Origin of the sequence: Aureispira sp. CCB-QB1, assembly GCF_000724545.1 — a bacterium.
In the GTDB taxonomy this organism is placed as follows: domain Bacteria; phylum Bacteroidota; class Bacteroidia; order Chitinophagales; family Saprospiraceae; genus Aureispira.
In genome coordinates this window covers 114,214-132,929 of record NZ_JHBV01000024.1, presented here as the reverse complement: position 1 = coordinate 132,929, position 18,716 = coordinate 114,214, and the positions used below count along the sequence as shown (strand labels likewise).

Here is an 18,716-nt window from a genome sequence, read left to right as displayed (position 1 = left end):
AAATAGATTAGGCAAGTTGCTGCTGTGTTTCTAGTATTTTGGCAATAACGAGGTTTAGCTTTTTACGAGCAAGTTCGAGAGAGCTAGGAGGAATACTAGTACGATGAAACGTTGTAAAGTCTTGATAAAAAACCATGTTGGCTTGGTACTGTTCTTGAATTGCTAGATTAGCGTTCTTATACGTTGTTGTGAACTGCTGAATAAGTAGGGTTAGCTCATTTAATTCTTGGTACATATTTATTGATAACTTATTAAAAAATGATACTTCGCAGACTTTAAAGAAGCATATTGACCTATCATCAATGCTTTATGTTTTTATTGCGAAATAAAAATAATGTAAAAGGGAAATATATACTTTTTTTAATGAAAAATCAAGTAGATATTTATTGTACTTGTTTATTTTAAAAAAAAGTAATCCCCTAAAAATGAAGCAGTCTTCAAAGCTACCAATAATATATAGTCGTGTTGAGACAAACTCAACTAAAAGTTACAAACTTCAATTTCACCTTGCATGATTTCTTCAAACCAAGTAACAGGGCTTTGGTATTTATCGCCAGTTTGTGTATCACATTTAAAAAACAGATAAAATAATTGCAAATTATCTTTCAAACGAGTTCTTAGACGATTGAGCAGTTGGTTTGATTTTTCTTCATAGCCTGCACAAGCCGCACACCAAGCATAATAAGCATCATCATGGAGTTCAATAACATCTAAAACTGCTTGGTCATGGATGTATTTTTTTGCAAATTTTAAGGCATAAATAGCATGATGTTTAGACCAATCGGTACGAGGACGAGTTTGTTCTTCTAAGTGCTTGAAGGTATCGTGGATAATGGTTATTAAGCGGAGTTGTTGGCGCATCTTTTTATGCTGGGTCGCCTTATCTACATTTTGTAGAACCTCATGGATATGGTAAATTACTTTGCCTTCTGGATGACCAGGGCGAGGTTCGCCCCAAAAAGCTCCTACCTGCCAATACTTGTCTCGAACAATTGTTTGCTCTAAAGTTGATTCAGGATTGACGTAACGTATAATCGTGTTGGTATCGTTAGAAACTTTGTTTAATAACATGGCACTTGGGTTCCAAATTCTTTGACTAGTATTCATATAACTCTCTTTTGCACTGATTTAAATTGTTGGTTAAGTTGACTAGTTGAACAATCTAAATTGGTGTGTTATTTATAGCAAAAATCTTACCAGTGTAAGCTCTTTGTTAAGAAAACCTTAAATAGTTATTTTTCTAACATTTTCTTTTTGTAGAGTTGCTTTTTTCTCCAGTATTCTTTTGAGAATAAGGGAGTGTTTCAAAAGCATCATTTTTGCTTTCAAATGTGTCTATGAGTGGTTTTTATAAGTAGTTAAATTAGGAGAGTTGAAGTTGATGTATTTTTTGAAGGTTGATTAATAATTTTTCTAAATCATTTAATGCTAGCATATTAGGTCCATCCGATAAGGCTAGGTCAGGAGAAGGGTGTGTCTCCACAAAGTAGCCCCGAATACCAATAGCAGCAGCAGCTTGAGCCAACAAAGGAGCATAAGCACGATTGCCTCCGCTTTTGCCTCCTGCTCCCCCTGGTTTTTGTACCGAATGGGTAGCATCCATTACAACAGGATAGCCATATTCCATCATATCCAAAATACCAGTATAATCTACTACCAAGTTATTATAGCCAAACATTGTGCCTCTTTCGGTCAATAGAATTTGGTGATTGCCAGTAGAGCTTACTTTGTTAACAACATGCATCATGTCTTTGCCTGATAAAAACTGTGCTTTTTTTATATTAACGATGCAATTAGTAGCAGACGCTGCCAATAGCAAGTCGGTTTGTCGACAAAGAAACGCTGGAATTTGCAAAATATCAACCACCTTTGCAGCTGCTTTGGCTTGTTTAGGTTCATGGATATCTGTCAAAATAGGTAACCCATACACCTCTTTTACTTTTGTTAAAATAGCCAATCCTTTTTCTAAGCCTGGTCCTCTAAAAGCGTCTACAGATGTTCTATTGGCTTTATCAAAAGATGCTTTGAAAATAATAACGAAGTCAGAAAACTTTTCTTGTATTTTTTTTAAAAATCTTGCTACTTCCAAGACCAATTCTTCTGATTCTATGACACAAGGTCCTGCAATCAAAAAAGGCTTTTCTTGGAGTTTTTTGTACAAATTCATAGTGTTATAACTTTCTTTACTTCGTGGGTGAATCATATTATTTTGATTATCAATAGGGTGTGTTTTGAAGCTAAAAGCTTTGAAAAGATTGATAATCAAAAGAGAAGCACTCACAACGTAAACAGATGCAAAGATGTTTTTTTGTTTTTTGTAAAAAACGAAAAAATCCACGGAGTATTAAACTTTCACAGTTACAGTATTGGTATAATACAGACGTTTGGTGTAAGCTAGTCGTTGGAATAGATTTAAAAATAATAAACGAAAAAGTGTTAAAATATAAAAATTAACTGCCGCAGTTTTTAATACAACGTGTTGCAGTTTTAAATTCTTCGGGGGGGAGTCCAGGTATGGTCATAATACCTTTTAAGTATTCTACAGCCTTAGAACAGTTGCCCAAATAACAATATGCAATGCCTATATCTAGTAAAATTGTAGGGTTATCAGGAGTAATGCGATTGAGTTGCAAACTATAATCCAACCATTTTTGAGTATTGGCTCTATCTTGCCCATTTTGGTTGGCTAAAATTTTATAACATAGACCTAAATATTGAATTGCTGGGGCATAGTCTGAATCAATGGCAATAGCTTGGTTGAGGAGATGGATAGCCACAGGAAAATCTTGTTGTTGCAAAGATAAGGTTGCTTGCCCTACAATGGCACTAACATAATCAGGTTTTGCTTTAATCGCTTGAGTATACTGATAGGCTGCTTGCTGAATATAGCTCTGTTTTAAGGAATCTTCTATTGCGCTATTGAATGCAGCATTATTATAAATATTACCTAAAAGCTCATAGCCTTTCCAAGGTTCAACACCGGCCAAAACAGATGCTTTGGCGCGTTCAAAAGCTAAGTTAGTTTGTTGCAAACTCAGATAGTAAGATCCTGCAATTGCATCTTCGTCTGTCTCTGAGTAATTGGTAGGGGTATAAAGAGGATTAAAAATTTTGCTAATAAAATAAGAGGTGCTAGAAGCTGCGACAGGCTTTAAATCTGAAAATAAGTCCTTAAACCCATTTCTTGTAAATCCATATTGCTGAATTAAGGCTTTGTTTTGAGGGGTGTTTTTCAAATAAACAGAGGCAACAGGATCGACAAAGACTAATTCATAGTTGGTGGAAGTTAGTAGATATTGGTGCAAGGACTGAAATTTAGGTCTAAACAAAACGACATAGTTGAAATTCAAAGAATCATCCTTTGCTTCAAATTCAGAAGGAATATTGGTAACTTTTGCAAAGTCGGTAAAAAAATCTGTTGGAAAAATATCCAAATCTCGCAAATCTATATAGGTTTTAAAATCAGGTTGTAATTTCCACAATAGATAAGCTGATGTTAGATAATCTGAAAAACAAGTGCCCTTGATCTCGTGTTGTTGAATGAATTCCGCAGCACCAATAGGATTGTGGCTGGACAATACCTGCAAACCATAAGTGTCTCTAGAGTTAGACCATTCATGATACTTGCCTGTTATAACAGCTCCGTAAAAACATATACCAAGAACTAATAATACAGGATAAATCCATTTGGCTGCATTTATTTTTCTAAACAAATATTCCATCCCAATTGCAAAAAGAGGGGCTGCCGCTAAAATGAAAAATGGAATGTTCCGATAAGCAGTGATACTTAAATAGAACAGCATAAAAAAGAGCAAGCCATTACCCAAACCAAACTTCTGCACATTACTGTCAAACCAAGGGACTAAACCAAGCTTTGAGTTGTGCTTTTGTGGCGTTGATTTTTTTTTGGTTTTCTTAGTTTTTTTTGTTTTTTTCTGAGAAACGGGTGTTGTCTTAACTTCTTGAGGTAAGCGCTTTTTTTTCTGAATAAAGGGATAGAAAAAGATAAATAGTAAGCTAACACCTAAGAAAAGTAAATTGAGATAAGCTTGTTTTTCCCAGTAGCTCAATTTCCAAATAGAAGCTAGTTCTGTGGTGTATTGGTTTTTTCCCAACTGGTTAAAAATTTCAAATGGATGCCACCACATTTGAATTCCTCTAGGGTTGAATGAAACAGCTAATAATGCCCCTAAAACGGCTATAGATAACAGTTTGGGAGTATCTACCTGCCATTGTTTTTTTTGAGCATAGATATAATGTAGCCATGTAGCCCCCAAATAAGCTAGCATCAAAACCATTCCTATTCCAAAAGCCTCGTGCATATTGGTCCAAAGTACCTGTAAGGGAATTAGCAACAAAATTAATGTCGAAGAAGGGCGGTAATGTTGTTTCCAAAACAACCACAAATAAATGGCAACCATAGCGTGACTCGTCATTTCTGGACGACCAATCAGACGATAGTCAATTGTAAAAAGCATTAATAATGCTGTAAAAATAAGCCCAGCAAATGGTCTGTTTTGATAGCTTGGTTGGTTGGAAGTGTATTGGTGGATTAAGTTGGTCGTTTTATAGAAAAAGGTTAAGATCAAAATAGTAACCAAGGCTTGAAATACAAAAATAAATTCCACCCCAAACCAATTTTTACCAACTGTAATTAGAATTTCAAACAACCATTTTACATTAATCCATTCTGTACCTGCAAAAGTATAAGAAAATGGATCTGTTTTGGTGACTTGCCCATGTTCCAACATCCATTCTCCTGTGCGGTACATCCACCAAAGGTCAGGTTCTCTCAAGGCTTTGAGACTAAGTACAATGCCTATTAAAAGACAAATTGCCCAACTGATACGTGCAATGGTTGATTGTTTGTTCATTGTTTTGAGTGTTCCTTAGTTGTTCTAATACATACGAGCATTCTTCAAGCAGCACTGTTTATATTTTTTTCCACTACCACAAGGGCAAGGATCGTTGCGACCAACTTTGTTTCCCGTATAATTTAGCATGGATTTAAAAGCAGTTTTAAGCCTATTCTTGGTGTCTTGTTGGAATACATGGCTCAAGATTTCATACAACTCAGGTTTATTTTTCTGCAAAGCCTTTGGATGTTCAAAGAAATACTCAGAAGCGACTGCAAAAAACTCTACTCGATTGGTAGCACCGTAAGGGTTCATACTCGATTTTCCTTCTTGTATGCGTTCGGTTTCTTTGCGAATAATCTCCAACCATGGAGCAATATATTGATGTTCCATAAAACGTTCTGGAATGCCATCATATTTCCCATCTGAAGCATCTAATAAATGAACAAACTCATGGATGCCCACATTTTTTTTATCGTTAGGATTGGTAAAACCCGCAATTAATGCAGGTTTGGAAAGAATCATAATACCTTGCATAAGCCCTGTGCCCACCATTCCTGTCACTGTTCTCCCTGGACCATCTGTTCTAAAATCTTTGGTAAAGGGACCAGGATAAATTAAAATTTCCCCTAAATTATCATATTCCCATTCAGGAAAGCCAAAAACAGGAATTTCAGCGCTAGCTGCTGCCAATACCAAAGTCATATCATCCACCTCTGTCTGAACTCCTGTTACCCTCGTTTCATGTAGAAAAATTTGAATTTCTGTTTCAAAACGTTTCTTTTCTTCTGGTGTTAATGCTTGATAAAAAACGACATATTGTTCTAGTATTTTACGCCAATTTTCGGGAAAAGGAGTTTTGACTAAGGCGTTTCGTTCTCTGTATTTTTTTGTAAAAATGCTATACGTATTAAAACAGACTAATGCTCCTATAGCTAACAAAATATAGTAAATAGTATCAGATAGATTGTCCAAGCTGCTTATGACAAGCAGATAACAAGCGCCTATAATGGCGGAAAAGAGTAACGCTAAAAATTGATTTAATTGGGTTTTCTTTTTAGATAAATGCATGATAATAGATTGTAATCTGTATAAGAATAGGGCATTTTTACCAAAAACAAGATAATCAAAATCTAATAAAAGTTGACTTCTTTACTTAAATTGCTTTGTTTTGAACAAAGACTTTTATCTTGGTCGTGTTGTTGAACTATAAAAATTCTATTGATAAAAAATCAACGAACTACTAAGAAAAATAACGTACTATAAAGATATGATTCTGTATAATTTATTTCGATTGTTTTTGTGGGTAATGTATATCTGTTTCTTTAGGAGAGTCTATTATATAAATCCAGAACATATTCCTGCCAACGAGCCTTTAATTTTCATTTCGAATCATTCAAATGGTTTTATGGATCCCATACTAATTGCAGCGATGCAACGACGTCCTGTTTATTTTTGGGCTAGGGCTACGGAGTTTCCTAATAATTTGAAAGGGTGGTTGATGTATAAGTTGCATGGTTTGCCTATTTATAGGGTAGAGGAAGGCACAGAGAATATGTACAAAAATGAGGTGACTTTCAAAAAAACAAGAGAACTGCTTTATACAGGTTGGGATAGTGCTTTTATTGCGCCAGAGGGAAACTGCGTCCTGCAAAAAAAATTGCTTCCATTTAAAAAAGGATGTGCTCGATTGGCCTTTAAAATGATGGAGGAAAAGAATTGGGGAATAGACGTTAAAATTTTGCCTGCTGGAGTGAATTATACGTATCATGATAAATTTAGAAGCGAAGTGTATACACAGTTAGGAAAGCCATTGTCTGTACAGGATTATAAAGAAAAATACTTAGAAGATAAAGAAGCCGCTATTACGACCCTGACACAAGACATGCGAGTTGCACTACGAGCGCAAATGGTTTATATAGAAGAGGGAAACGAGATCTTGACAGAAAAGTTATTAGTTTTGGTTCGAAATAATTTTACTAGAAATATTTTTCCAATGTATTCTGCCAATCCAGAGGTTTGTCATGCCGAGCAAGCTATTGCCAACCATGTTAATGCCCTAAATACAGCGGAGAAAAATGCTTTAGAAAAACAAGTCGATGCCTACCAAGCAGCATTAGACGAAGAAGGAGTCAAGGATTATGCTGTTGCAGGAAAAAATAAACGTTCCTTATTTTGGTTATTGATTGGATTCCCTTTTTGGTTATTAGGGACATTATTTGGTCGTATTCCGCATATAGTTGCTCGTGATTTACGCAATAAATTTGTTCCTTTTGCCGAGTTTTCTACAAGCTTTGCTTTTACAGCTGCTTTTTTTGTATGGATTGTTTGGGGAATATTGGCGATAGGAATTGGTGCTTTTATGGTAGGTTGGTGGGCTTTGCTCTTGCCTTTTGTAATGGTCTTTTTTCAGACATATGCTTATCATTACAAGGATTATTACCAAGAATGGAAGGTCTTGGCGGATTATAAAAAAGTAGAGAGTAAAACGAAATTGGAACAAAAACGAGCCAGTATTACTTGTTTGCAAATACAAAAATAGAGTTGTTATGAATATTTTCTTGCTAGTGATTTTTTCCTTAATTACGATGGAAAATATTACTGCCCAACATTATGAAAGTTATCAAAAATTAAAGGATACGACATTTTATTCCCATCACTTGGGCTATGCCAAAGAGCTTTCTATTGTCGTTCCTTTAGAGTGGGATACTGCCATCGCCAAAAAGTTTCCCGTTATTTTAATTTTTGATAAACAAAACAAACGAAGTAATCAGTATATTCTCAATACGATTGATTACATGACAACGAATTATCAAATGCCTTCTTGTGTGGTGATTAGTGTAGCTAGCTCATTTGAAAAGCGATATGCCGAAACCGTGCACCAGCCAACAACCTCAAAAGGGAAAGCTAAAGAGAATGAGCAATTTATTTTTGATGAATTGTTGCCTTTGGCAGAAAAAGAACTTCGTGCGAGTACTTTTCGAATGTTGATTGGGCATTCTAGATACGGATATTATACCACTTCTTTATTTATTAATAGAATTAAAGACCTGAGTGCCGTGATTGCTCTATGCCCCTTTTACCAACAAAAGGGCGTCAATTGGGCTGATTCGGTGGTTCATTATTATCCGAATGGACACCAACCTGTAAAATATTACAGAGCAGGAATAGAAAGTGATTATATGCAAGATTATCATCATCTTGAAAATCAAGTCAATCGAAATCATATTAATATCAAAGGAATAGAATTTAAAACGGCTGATCATAATGTTATTCCAGGGCTAACGATTGCGCCAGCTTTGTACGAAGTCTTTTACTTTTGGGCGAATCAGCAGAACTTGTATTATAGCAATACGCATTTTAATGCAGCTCAATTGGATACAATTGAAACCCAAATAGAAACGCATTATGGCGCAAAAATGCGCCTTTCAATAGGTGTTTTGAATGGGAAAGGCTGGGGGCTACTAGAGCGAAAAGAATATCAAAAGGCTATTGAAGCATGGGAGTTGTTGTTGCAAGAATACCCTAACTTTGCAGATGCTTATTGGGGAATAATTGAAGCTCAAAAAGAGTTGAAGATAGACACGACATCAACCATTCAGTCCTTTAATGCTTGTTTGAATCGGTACAACTATTATACGCCCCAAGAAAAAGAGGAGATGTTAAAAGAATTAGAAAAGTAAAATAGCTTGAATATAAAGAAGCGATTATTTTCAAATCAATTGAAAATAATCGCTTCTTTAGTTGATTTATAAAAGATTTATAACCCTGCTTTAGCAGAAATCTCTAACATTTTGTCAATACAACCACGACCTTTATCAATAATTTCTTGCTCTAGAGTAACTTCTGGCAACTCATGTTTCATGCACAGATATAGTTTTTCCATTGTATTCAATTTCATGTGCGGACATTCGTTACAAGCACAAGTATTGGTAGGAGGAGCAGGATAAAAGGTCTTGTTTGGAGACGCTTTTTCCATTTGATGAATAATACCAGGCTCGGTAGCCACAATAAACTCATCAAACGCACTCTCTTTGGTATACTTTAACAAAGAACTAGTAGAACCAATATGGTCCGCAATTTCCAATAAATGAGCCTCACATTCAGGGTGGGCAATCAATTTAGCCTTAGGATGTTGAACTTGCAACTTTACAATTTTTTCTTTGCTAAAGATTTCATGTACCATACACGAACCATTCCAAAGAATCATATCCCGACCTGTTGTTTTCTGAAGATAAGCTCCTAGATTTTTGTCTGGTGCAAATATAATGGGTTGATCTTCTGGAATACTGTCAATGATTTGCTGAGCGTTGGTCGAAGTACAACAAATATCTGTCATGGTTTTTAATGCTGCTGTACAGTTGATATAACTAACAACTACATGATCTGGATATTTTTCCTTGAATTTCTTAAAAACAGGAGCTGGACATGAATCTGCCAAAGAACAACCTGCTTTCAAATCTGGTAACAATACTTTTTTGGACGGATTGAGCATTTTAGCTGTTTCTGCCATAAAATGTACTCCTGCAAAGACAATGATATCAGCATCTGTTGTGGCGGCTTTCTGAGCCAGTCCCAGGCTATCTCCGATATAGTCGGCAATGTCCTGGATTTCACTTTCTTGGTAATAATGCGCTAAAATGATGGCATTTTTTTCTTTTTTTAACTGCTCAATGGCAGCGACCAAGTCAAGCATTGGGTCCACTTCTACATCAAGAAATCCTTTTTGTTCTAGGTTTTCTTTTGCTTGTGTTAAACCTTGCATAACATTTTTGATTTATAAGTAAATCCCTTTAATTTTTAAAGTGCTTACTTAAGTTATATAATATATAGTTTGTTTTATTTTTAAACTAAGTTGAATCTTAACACTAAAACTTAGATTTAGCAAAAATAGTTCCCTTATTTTAAAAATAAAACAAAGTCTACTACTTTATTGTTCAATATATCAAAAAATAAGTATTCTGTAAGGAATAGTAGCATTATTGGGGCAGCGAAACTAATTGGTCATTTTATGTTTCCAAACAAACATTTCTTTCTTCCAGATTAGAGCTAAGACCACTTTACCGTTTTGCCTAAACGTTAATTTATTTTTCTCCAAATCCATCGAAACAGCTTGTTCTGGATCTTGATTATAAAAATACATCCCCATACCTCCTTTTTGTAAGGTCTGAAGGTGTTTGTTGACCATAATCAAGAAATTATCGGGAAGGCATTCCAAAGTACAATCTCTCCATTTATTTTCTTTTTTTGTATAAATTTTGAATCCCCAATCACTACAACCAACAGGTTCCATGTCTAACCCTTTGTACAATTTAATATCATGCTGGTCAAATTGAAATTCAAGCAACCAAGATTTGTCCTTTTCATCCAAAAAAGAATAGTGAAAGCTCTGTTGCACCTCCTCTACGGGGCGGTTTTCAAATCCCCTAGAAAAAACGACTAAATTCTCACGAATATTTGCTTGTTGATAAACACGTTCGTTTTGCATATTGTTAATAAACAGAGAGGGATTTACTTTTTTAACGGCACGTGGTAATTCTTGACCGAAAGCAATCAAAGTAATAAGGCTTAGTAAAAGAGAAAAAAAGTATTTCATAATTGGGTAGGTGATAATCATTATAGTAATTAGCTTTGTTATTATTCGCTATGCTCATGAGAGCGCAAGGCTAGTTCCCTGCGGTCATGTCATGAGCCAGCAAGTTGGGGGCGCTGTTACTTCGTGGTCGTTGATTAGTTGCGTTGTTGCACAATTGATAATCAAAAAATTAACGCAAAATACAATAAAATTACAACTTGTTGATTGTTGTTAGGGCAATAAAGTTTACTTCGTTAGCGCTGCGTTTTTAGTTAGCTGCGTTGCCATTAATAACTTCATGAAAAAAGATTGCTCAGTCTAAATTACCAAACAATCCTTTCTAAATCAAAGATAATGCCTTTTGGGACATATATTTTTTATGATTCCCAGTTGACTGAATTAGCTTTTTTGCCACCCCATTCTACAACCGTATATCCTTTTCTGGAGGTTCTTTGAAGTTCTTGCGTAGGTATATCAATCGGAGCTTCTAGCGGCTGATAAACCATAAATACTCTAATCAACGATTCGGGAGCTGGTGTAATTTCTAACCTTGCATTTTGTGTGTATTCTTCTGTTGAAAAATGAATTAAGTTAAATCTATTCTTTTCTAACTCTGGCAACCAATAAGATACAAAGTCTGTAGCTTCTCTTCTGTTCAAGCCCATTAATGCTAGTTTTTCATCCAAAAAGTCGGCTACTTCGGTTCCTTTTACAACAAAACCTTTGTCTAGTGTATACTGAAAAGGGCTTTGTCCTTCCCAAAATAGGTAACTAAAATCTTTACCAGTAGTCTGTTCGGTAAGCATTCCATCAGGAGTCGCAGATACATTCCATCCTGTTGACAAATTGTACTTGGGATAGGTATGGGTTAATACACCCGCAAAATGAACCTTTACATTAATGTCTTGTGTTGTTTCAGGGTACAAATAAATAACAGGCTTGCGAACAGCTTCAGGGTCTATAGCAATTTGGTTTTTCTCTTTAAATGATTTTGTATACAAGCGACCTAAATTAGTCCAAACATTAAAGGTACCTAGACGGTTGCCTTGATAGAAGCGTGCTTCTAGAATTCTACTACCCGATTCTATATGTGTACCAACCAATACTCCTGAAAACGGTTTTCCATTAAGTAATAGCGGTTGACCATATAGACCAATATCTTCCATATTGGCAAAAGGGGAGACGGCTTGATATTTTAGAGTTTTCTTATTTTCCTTGGCAATATAATCTTTAAAACCTAAGCCCAGTTTATGGTTCAAGGCTTCTTCTCTAGCTTTTTGTTCTTCGTTTTTACCATAAGTAATGTTATTGGTAACAGGGTCGTACTGCCAGTTTTTGAGATACAAGCCCTCTTGGTATTCTTTGAGGTGTCGATCAAATTCAGCTAATGTTTCTTTGACAGCAGCAGAAGAACTTTTCATCATGAGGTCACTAGCAGAAGGAGCTCTTCGAGTTGTGTTATAATCTGCTTCAGTAGTACAACTGTGGTAGGCAAGAGAAACAATGATTAGTAATCCTAATAGGTGTTTATTATCGATGGTGAAAGTATTCATGGTGCGTTAATTTAATCATGATAACGTTAAAAATGGGGGATCAGATGATATTTTTTTGACAGTCACTAAACTGTTTTTGCAACAGCGCAATACCTTGGTCAATAGAGTTTACTTGTTGAATATTGTAACGATGACAAACAATATCAACATTACCTTTTCTCCAAAAACCCTTAGGACAATGAACCAAGCACTTGCCAGACTGAGCAAATAATCCTAATTCCATTAAAGTAATTGGCGACTTAGTTTGAGGTTCAAAGTGAAAAAAAATAGCTTCGGCTCGATTTAGTGCGTCCAATTCCCAATCTACTTGTTCTTTGAAAATAGGATTGTCAATGGATTGTTCCCAAGAACTATCCCAAGATAATCTCCTTGGATTCCATATTATTATGTCAAAACTATCAAATTTGTTACCAACCAAGGTTTGCCAATCTGTTGCCATACCCATTTCTATGCTTCCTGCTAAAAAAAAGCTTCTTTTATTCGGTATGGTTTCCAAATTTTGAGGTGGTTTTATAATACTTGCCATCAGATGATTTGGTTTGTTGAGTTTAGTGTAATATAATCTATGGTAACGAAAAAACGGAAAAAAAACTATAATTCTGTTGTTTCGAGAAGAATAAATGCTAGTCGGACTAAAATTTATATTCAAAAGTAGGATAAAAGAACTAGAAGCCTGATAACTAGATTGTACTATTTTTAGAATAGACTTAGGTATTAGTACCTAACTTTGGATATAAATTTGTTTTTTTGTTGCTTTAATAAGCACCTAGATCTATTGTCAATAGAGACTAGAGCGATTCGTTGAGAAATTAGATAGGATGTTTTCATGTTGATAGGGGTTGCTAATTTGATTAGGATGAATAAAGGAAATGTACTATAGAATAGTGATTATATGTTATAGTGCTATTCGTATAATATCTCTATATAAGTTAATAATAAATAAAAGTATCTTAAATTTAAATAAAAAAAGAATGGCAGGAGCATTATATTTAATTCCGACCCCTTTAGGAGATGGTGTTATTGAGCCACTTCCTGCATATATGATTCAGAAAGTTCATGAAATTGATGTCTTTATTGTAGAAAGAGGGAAAACAGCACGTCAATTTTTAAAAGCAATCAAGACACCTATTCCTTTGCAATCAATGACCTTTTTTGAGCTGAATAAACGTACAGATCCTGAGGATATACACTCGTTTTTGATGCCTGCTATAAAAGAGGGAAAAAACATAGGTCTATTGTCCGAAGCTGGTTGTCCAGGGGTGGCTGATCCAGGTGCTGAGGTGGTTCAATTGGCGCACAAAAAAGGCATCAGAGTAGTTCCTATGGTGGGACCATCTTCTATTTTATTAGCTTTGATGGCTTCGGGGATGAATGGACAACAGTTTGCTTTTCATGGATATTTGCCCATCAAAACACCTGATCGAAAGAAAGCTTTAAAAGATTTGGAGCGCCGTTCTGCTAAAAATAATCAAACACAAATTTTTATAGAAACCCCCTATAGAAATGATGGCTTTGTAGAGGATGCCTTATCAGTACTTCAAAACAACACTTTATTTGGCATTGCCACCGATATTACACTTCCCTCAGAATACATTTGTACGCAGACTATTCAAAAATGGAAGAAAATCAATATTCCTAATTTACATAAACGACCAACGATTTTTTTGCTACTAGCACGTTAGTTATCCGATTTCCAATTAAAAATAATAAACATGATTTACAAAAAAATAAGTGTACTGTTGTTGATATGTTTAATGGCAACTGGCTCTTTTGCTCAAATCTTGGATGAAGATGCCGAAATTAAGTACATAAAAAAAATGTACAGTAATATACTAACAGAAAGCCCTGCTCATGATTGGTTGCATTATTTGTGCAAACAAGCAGGTGGACGATTAGGTGGTTCGCCCGAATATGCAGCAGCCGTTTCTTACACTTCTCATATGTTGGATACGTTGGGGTGTGATAAAGTATGGACGCAACCTGTCGAAGTACCTTATTGGAGAAGGGGCGCTGTTGAAAAGGCTAAGATTGTAAATTCTGAATATATTGGAACGGTTGATTTGGCCGTTACTGCTTTAGGTTTTTCAGGTGGTACAGGTGCTTTGGGTATTACAGGGGAAGTGGTAGAAGTGAAAAACTTTGAGGAGTTGGAAGCATTAGGAAAAGATAATGTGAAAGGAAAAATTGTCTTTTTTAACCGACCAATGGAAATTACCAAACTAAATACTTTTCATGCTTATGGAGCTGCCGTAAATCAACGTACTGCTGGTCCTAGGAAAGCGGCTGAATTGGGTGCTGTAGGAGCGATTGTTCGTTCTATGACAGTTAAACAAGATAATACGCCTCATTCTGGCGTTACTTCTTTTAATAACCAAGAGCCAATTCCTGCGGTGGGTATCGGGTTGCAAGATGCAGATTTATTGAGTGAATTATTAGAAAAAGAACCGAAGGTAAAAGTAAACATTCAATTGAGTTGTCGACATATGGGAAAGCGGATAGCACATACTGTCATTGGCGAAATTAAGGGAACAGAAAAGCCAGATGAAATTATTCTTGTTGGTGGACATTTAGACTCGTGGGATATTGGAGAGGGAGCACACGATGATGGAGCAGGGTGTGTTCAGTCTATGGAAGTTTTGCACGTGTTCAAACGTATGGGGATTCGTCCGAAACATACCATTCGTTGTGTGTTGTTTGCCAATGAAGAAAATGGTTTGTTTGGCGCAACAGAATACGCCAAACAAGCTAAATTAAAAGGAGAAAAACACATTGCAGCAATAGAATCGGATGCAGGAGGACATACTCCAAGTGGGTTTCGAATGGATGCTGCTTCAGACATTGCAAACGCAAGTTATGATCAAGTGAAAAAATGGCGAACAATTTTTGCTTCGGTAGGAGTATGGGATATACAAGCGGGTGGTTCAGCAGCTGATATTTCTAGACTCAAAGATCAAGGAACGGTATTGTTTGGATACCGCCCAGATAGTCAACGCTATTTTGATTTTCATCATTCGGCAAACGATGTGTTTGAAAATGTGCACAAAAGAGAGTTGCTATTGGGAGGAGGTGCTATGGCTGCCTTGGTTTATTTAATAGATAAGTACGGAGTTCGATAATGAAAAAAGAATTAAAATATGGTGTGGTATGGCTGGTGCTGTGGGGGACAATACTAGGTATCGGAGGCTGTGACGTTGAAGACGTGACTTATACTTCTAAAATGCATCAATTACCAACCGACTTAGATTTATCAGATGTCTATTTCTTAAATCAAGACACAGGTTATGTGAGTGCTGGAAACTTATTTACAGCAGGGTTGGTATTGGGAACATACAATGGAGGAATAACTTGGGATACCATAGTAGCTTATGAAAGAGGAGTGAATAGCCTGTCGTATCAAAATGGAATATTTACGGCAAGTCTTTGTGGACAACGAATGTATAGTAGTCCCGACTTTTCCAATTGGACGTTTAATAATGCTAATCTGGGATGGTGGAATTGGCAAAAGCACATTCGTTTAATGGATAATCGAGTCTTATTGGTTGGTGGCGAAAATTTTGGAAGTGGATACATTCATATATATGATCCTACGCAAGGGAATATAACAATTAAAGATACGTTTAATCATGAAATAGCAGATATTGCTGTTACAGGTAATCGCACGATACACGCAGTTGGTTATGGTTTGATCTTAAAATCAACGGATGAGGGAAATTCTTGGATACTAAGTTCAATTACAGGTGATTTTTTCAAAGGGGTTGATTTTGTAGGTGATAACATCGGGTATGTTGTAGGAGAGTATGGAACTGTTTACAAAACAACAAATGGCGGCAATTCTTGGAAGACTTGTCGTGGGGGGAATTCTGTGTTTGCAGACCAAAGTAAATTGTTGAGAGATGTTGCCTTTTTGAATGAATCGACAGGTTTTTTGGTCGGAACCAATAATTTAGTCTATCGTACAACAGATGGCGGAAAGCTATGGAAAAGGATTAGTAACTTAGATGGGTATGCAGATTTTAATGCTATTCGAATTCAACATGGAAATGCTTACCTTACTGGACACGAAGGAAATTTGCTGATTATCGATTTGGAATAGTTTTTTCATCCTAAGTAAGTGATCAAAAAACATAGTAAAAAATGGGGACTACGAAATGAATAATATGGAATCAATGAAATATAGTGTACTAGGAATACTACTCTTAGTTGGATTAGAAACGTTTGCCCAATTATTGCCTTTACAAGAATTGGAAAAAAAGCCCGTTTATTATTCTATTGATCAAGCTGTTCGAGAAGCGGATAAAGCATTGCGATTGAAAGTTTTGCGCAGGGCATATACTTTTCCAACGGCTGTTCCAAGAATGGATAAGCTGCAATGGCTAAATATGAATCATACCTTAGTGGAAACGATTCCTGATGCTATTACGGGAATGAAAATGCTACAGGTTTTAGAAATTCGTGGCAATAAATTAAAGAAGTTACCAGAAGCACTTTGCGAGATGAAAAACTTGCGTCGGTTGGATGTTTCCAAAAATCACTTGACCTCTTTACCTACTAACTTTGCACAATTGAACCAATTAGAGTGGTTAGTTTTGAGTCAAAATGAAAAGTTAACAAGTCTTCCCTCTGAAATTTTTACAAGAAAGCAGCTTCAGCGTTTAGAAATTAGTAAAATCCGTTTGGAACAATTGCCAGAATCAATTGGTGATCTAACAGCATTGGAGGTCTTGGATATTAGCCACAATCAATTAACAAAAATCCCTAGTCAAATAGGTCATTTGACGGCTATTAGAAAATTGTCTCTAGGAAACAATCCTGTTAAAAAAGCAAATGATATTTATAAATGGTTGGGAAATTTAAAACAATTAGAAAGCTTAAATTTAGATGGTTTAGGACTAAGCAAATTGTTTTCTGATGTTAATGAGTTGGAACAATTGACAGACTTTAGTGTGCAGTTAAATAAAATCAAGCGTTTGCCTTATGAGTTGTATAAAATGAAGCAATTAGTGCGATTAGATATTGGTTCTAACCTTTTAGATACCCTTCCAAACGAATTGGGTAAGCTAAGTAACTTAACTTATTTAAACTTAGAGCGAAATGAGTTTACAGAACTACCTGATATCTTTTCTAATTTTAAGAAATTGTTGGTTCTAAAATTGGATGCTAATAGAATTACAGCATTGCCAAAGAGTATCGGGAAACTTGCACAACTAGAAGAACTAAATATAGCCAATACAGGAATTAGAAACCTACCAAGTGGATTTGGCGAATTAAAAAATTTAACGCATCTGAACATAGCATTTAACCGCTATCTAAGTATTTCTCGCGCAGCTAAAGAATTGGTACAATTGACGAGTCTAAAACACTTAGAAATGATAGAAAATGAGCATAAGTCGTTGCCTGATATATTAACAACACTTCCTGCTATAGAGTACTGGAATTTGAGGGATAATAAATTGACACGTCTACCAGAAGACTTTGGTCATCTCAAAACTTTGAAACGACTAGAATTGCGTTATAATGACTTGAAAGAACTTCCCGAATCAATTGGCAACTTAGAAAGCCTAGAACATTTGGATTTGGGATACAATCAACTTAAAACATTGCCAGCATCTATTCAGAATTTAAAAAAATTGAAACTATTGAAGTTGGAACGCAATAAGTTGACAGAAGAAGAACAAGCAAAAATAAAAGCATGGTTACCCAATACTAAAATTGTGTTTCATCATTAAATGTGAAGCTGCTTAAGAACCAACAAGTTTACTAGAAGATGTTTTTGCGTAATTTTTAAGCCTTTCCCAACTGGGTGATGTTTGTTTTTTGATTCATGTGATAGAACTTCTATTCAAGCATACACGTTGAAATAGATAGACAGATAGGATAATAAAGTTGTTTTTATAATAATATTAACAAGAAAAATATTACTATTTGATATATTTTTTCAATATTGTATATTGAAAGTAAGAATTATAACCCCGCTGATTATCATTGTCATAATTATTATAATTATTGCTCTTATTCCCGACTATATTGAGCTTGTAAGAATAGTCAGCCCAAAACATATTCAAAAAATGGAAAAACAATTTTGGATTGATTCCTGGAATGAAGGAGGATTTAAAACCTCTTTTCATAGAAAGGACATACACCCCTATATTTTGGAGTACCTAACGCCAGAAAAAATAGAAGGAAAGAGAATTTTAGTCCCGCTTTGTGGCAAGAGCATTGATTTGGTTTACTTTAGTCAATATGCCAAACATGTCATTGGGGTAGAGTTGGCAGAAAAGGCTATTTATCAGTTTTTTGAAGAACAAGGACTAGCATTTGAAAAACAAGGAAATCGCTTTGAAAGCAATCAGTTGACTATTATCAATGCTGATTTTTTTTCGCTCAGTACAGAAGCTGTTGGAGAGATTGATTTGGTCTATGATAGAGCTGCTTTGGTCGCATTGCCTCTTTCCATGAGATTGAAGTATGTAGCAAAGATACAACAAATATTGCCCTTGAATGCACAACAATTTATCAACACATTAGAATATGCCCCCATCAAAGAAGAGCCTCCTTTTAGTATATCACCTAAAGATTTAATGGCTTATTATGGGAATTCATTTGACGTAGAGCATTTAAAATCACCACTTATTCCTAATCATGGATTAATTCGGTGCTGGGGCTTAGATTATGTCAAAGAGCATGGTTTTTTGTTAACAAAAAAATAAGAAAGTGAAAAAAAAATCTGAAAAA

Annotated in this window: 16 protein-coding genes; 7 read left to right on the top strand and 9 right to left on the bottom strand. The window is 35.5% G+C overall.

The annotated features are described in order from the left end of the window. Nucleotides 1-7: 7 nt before the first annotated feature. From CG11_RS11850 to CG11_RS11830, 5 genes are all read right to left on the bottom strand, one after another. Nucleotides 8-235: a hypothetical protein gene (locus CG11_RS11850; protein ID WP_052596454.1), complete on the bottom strand. Its 228-nt coding sequence runs from the start codon at nucleotides 233-235 to the stop codon at nucleotides 8-10. A 245-nt stretch (nucleotides 236-480) separates the two neighbouring features. Beyond that, a complete protein-coding gene (locus tag CG11_RS11845) occupies nucleotides 481-1,107 on the bottom strand; it encodes a hypothetical protein (RefSeq protein ID WP_081909535.1) in 627 nt (208 codons plus the stop codon). 256 nt (nucleotides 1,108-1,363) lie between these two features. Beyond that, on the bottom strand, nucleotides 1,364-2,167 hold the full coding sequence (kdsA, locus tag CG11_RS11840) for a 3-deoxy-8-phosphooctulonate synthase (RefSeq protein ID WP_052596542.1): 804 nt from the start codon (nucleotides 2,165-2,167) through the stop codon (nucleotides 1,364-1,366). 283 nt (nucleotides 2,168-2,450) lie between these two features. Next, the gene (locus CG11_RS11835; RefSeq protein WP_052596451.1) at nucleotides 2,451-4,874 is read right to left on the bottom strand and encodes a tetratricopeptide repeat protein; all 2,424 of its coding nucleotides are present in this window, start codon (nucleotides 4,872-4,874) and stop codon (nucleotides 2,451-2,453) included. 24 nt (nucleotides 4,875-4,898) lie between these two features. Beyond that, nucleotides 4,899-5,927, bottom strand: coding sequence for a zinc-dependent peptidase (locus CG11_RS11830; RefSeq protein WP_052596449.1), 1,029 nt, complete (start codon nucleotides 5,925-5,927; stop codon nucleotides 4,899-4,901). A gap of 199 nt (nucleotides 5,928-6,126) precedes the next feature. Between CG11_RS11830 and CG11_RS11825 the strand changes: the two genes are divergently transcribed. Both CG11_RS11825 and CG11_RS11820 read left to right on the top strand, forming a co-directional pair. Continuing rightward, a complete protein-coding gene (locus CG11_RS11825; RefSeq protein WP_052596447.1) occupies nucleotides 6,127-7,398 on the top strand; it encodes a 1-acyl-sn-glycerol-3-phosphate acyltransferase in 1,272 nt (423 codons plus the stop codon). Between the two features lie 7 nt (nucleotides 7,399-7,405). Continuing rightward, nucleotides 7,406-8,539, top strand: a complete 1,134-nt coding sequence (locus CG11_RS11820; RefSeq protein WP_052596445.1) for an alpha/beta hydrolase-fold protein — start codon at nucleotides 7,406-7,408, stop codon at nucleotides 8,537-8,539. 77 nt (nucleotides 8,540-8,616) lie between these two features. Here CG11_RS11820 and nadA read toward each other — a convergent pair whose 3' ends face one another. The 4 genes from nadA to CG11_RS11800 form a co-directional block, all read right to left on the bottom strand. Continuing rightward, nucleotides 8,617-9,621, bottom strand: coding sequence for a quinolinate synthase NadA (gene nadA, locus CG11_RS11815; RefSeq protein WP_052596443.1), 1,005 nt, complete (start codon nucleotides 9,619-9,621; stop codon nucleotides 8,617-8,619). Nucleotides 9,622-9,852: 231 nt separating this feature from the next. Further along, nucleotides 9,853-10,452 (bottom strand): hypothetical protein, encoded by a 600-nt coding sequence (locus CG11_RS11810; RefSeq protein WP_156039750.1) that lies wholly within the window; start codon nucleotides 10,450-10,452, stop codon nucleotides 9,853-9,855. Nucleotides 10,453-10,808: 356 nt separating this feature from the next. Beyond that, nucleotides 10,809-11,984 carry a hypothetical protein gene (locus tag CG11_RS29735; RefSeq protein ID WP_052596439.1) on the bottom strand — a complete coding sequence of 392 codons (1,176 nt, stop codon included), beginning with the start codon at nucleotides 11,982-11,984 and terminating at the stop codon, nucleotides 10,809-10,811. A 40-nt stretch (nucleotides 11,985-12,024) separates the two neighbouring features. After that, nucleotides 12,025-12,510, bottom strand: coding sequence for a nucleoside 2-deoxyribosyltransferase domain-containing protein (locus tag CG11_RS11800; RefSeq protein WP_052596437.1), 486 nt, complete (start codon nucleotides 12,508-12,510; stop codon nucleotides 12,025-12,027). 445 nt (nucleotides 12,511-12,955) lie between these two features. On the opposite strand from CG11_RS11800, the gene CG11_RS11795 reads away from it, so the two are divergent. From CG11_RS11795 to CG11_RS11775, 5 genes are all read left to right on the top strand, one after another. Beyond that, entirely contained in the window at nucleotides 12,956-13,666 is a 711-nt protein-coding gene (locus CG11_RS11795; RefSeq protein WP_052596434.1) for an SAM-dependent methyltransferase, read from the top strand. A 30-nt stretch (nucleotides 13,667-13,696) separates the two neighbouring features. Beyond that, complete coding sequence (locus CG11_RS11790) at nucleotides 13,697-15,100, top strand: M20/M25/M40 family metallo-hydrolase (RefSeq protein WP_052596433.1); 1,404 nt, start codon at nucleotides 13,697-13,699, stop codon at nucleotides 15,098-15,100. Continuing rightward, on the top strand, nucleotides 15,100-16,077 hold the full coding sequence (locus CG11_RS11785) for a YCF48-related protein (protein ID WP_052596430.1): 978 nt from the start codon (nucleotides 15,100-15,102) through the stop codon (nucleotides 16,075-16,077). Before CG11_RS11790 ends, CG11_RS11785 begins: the two co-directional genes overlap by 1 nt. Before the next feature lie 73 nt (nucleotides 16,078-16,150). Then, entirely contained in the window at nucleotides 16,151-17,710 is a 1,560-nt protein-coding gene (locus CG11_RS11780) for a leucine-rich repeat domain-containing protein (RefSeq protein WP_197043830.1), read from the top strand. Between the two features lie 339 nt (nucleotides 17,711-18,049). Further along, on the top strand, nucleotides 18,050-18,691 hold the full coding sequence (locus CG11_RS11775) for a thiopurine S-methyltransferase (protein ID WP_052596426.1): 642 nt from the start codon (nucleotides 18,050-18,052) through the stop codon (nucleotides 18,689-18,691). Nucleotides 18,692-18,716: the final 25 nt, after the last annotated feature.

Bases quoted from the DNA above. Each gene is read 5' to 3' on its own strand.
- CG11_RS11835 (WP_052596451.1), bottom strand. From the start codon at position 4,874: ATGAACAAACAATCAACCATTGCACGTATCAGTTGGGCAATTTGTCTT.
- kdsA (WP_052596542.1), bottom strand. From the start codon at position 2,167: ATGAATTTGTACAAAAAACTCCAAGAAAAGCCTTTTTTGATTGCAGGA.
- CG11_RS11795 (WP_052596434.1), top strand. From the start codon at position 12,956: ATGGCAGGAGCATTATATTTAATTCCGACCCCTTTAGGAGATGGTGTT.
- CG11_RS29735 (WP_052596439.1), bottom strand. From the start codon at position 11,984: ATGAATACTTTCACCATCGATAATAAACACCTATTAGGATTACTAATC.
- CG11_RS11850 (WP_052596454.1), bottom strand. From the start codon at position 235: ATGTACCAAGAATTAAATGAGCTAACCCTACTTATTCAGCAGTTCACA.
- CG11_RS11780 (WP_197043830.1), top strand. From the start codon at position 16,151: ATGAAATATAGTGTACTAGGAATACTACTCTTAGTTGGATTAGAAACG.
- CG11_RS11790 (WP_052596433.1), top strand. From the start codon at position 13,697: ATGATTTACAAAAAAATAAGTGTACTGTTGTTGATATGTTTAATGGCA.
- CG11_RS11845 (WP_081909535.1), bottom strand. From the start codon at position 1,107: ATGAATACTAGTCAAAGAATTTGGAACCCAAGTGCCATGTTATTAAAC.
- CG11_RS11810 (WP_156039750.1), bottom strand. From the start codon at position 10,452: ATGAAATACTTTTTTTCTCTTTTACTAAGCCTTATTACTTTGATTGCT.
- CG11_RS11820 (WP_052596445.1), top strand. From the start codon at position 7,406: ATGAATATTTTCTTGCTAGTGATTTTTTCCTTAATTACGATGGAAAAT.
- CG11_RS11785 (WP_052596430.1), top strand. From the start codon at position 15,100: ATGAAAAAAGAATTAAAATATGGTGTGGTATGGCTGGTGCTGTGGGGG.
- CG11_RS11830 (WP_052596449.1), bottom strand. From the start codon at position 5,927: ATGCATTTATCTAAAAAGAAAACCCAATTAAATCAATTTTTAGCGTTA.
- CG11_RS11825 (WP_052596447.1), top strand. From the start codon at position 6,127: ATGATTCTGTATAATTTATTTCGATTGTTTTTGTGGGTAATGTATATC.
- CG11_RS11800 (WP_052596437.1), bottom strand. From the start codon at position 12,510: ATGGCAAGTATTATAAAACCACCTCAAAATTTGGAAACCATACCGAAT.
- CG11_RS11775 (WP_052596426.1), top strand. From the start codon at position 18,050: ATGGAAAAACAATTTTGGATTGATTCCTGGAATGAAGGAGGATTTAAA.
- nadA (WP_052596443.1), bottom strand. From the start codon at position 9,621: ATGCAAGGTTTAACACAAGCAAAAGAAAACCTAGAACAAAAAGGATTT.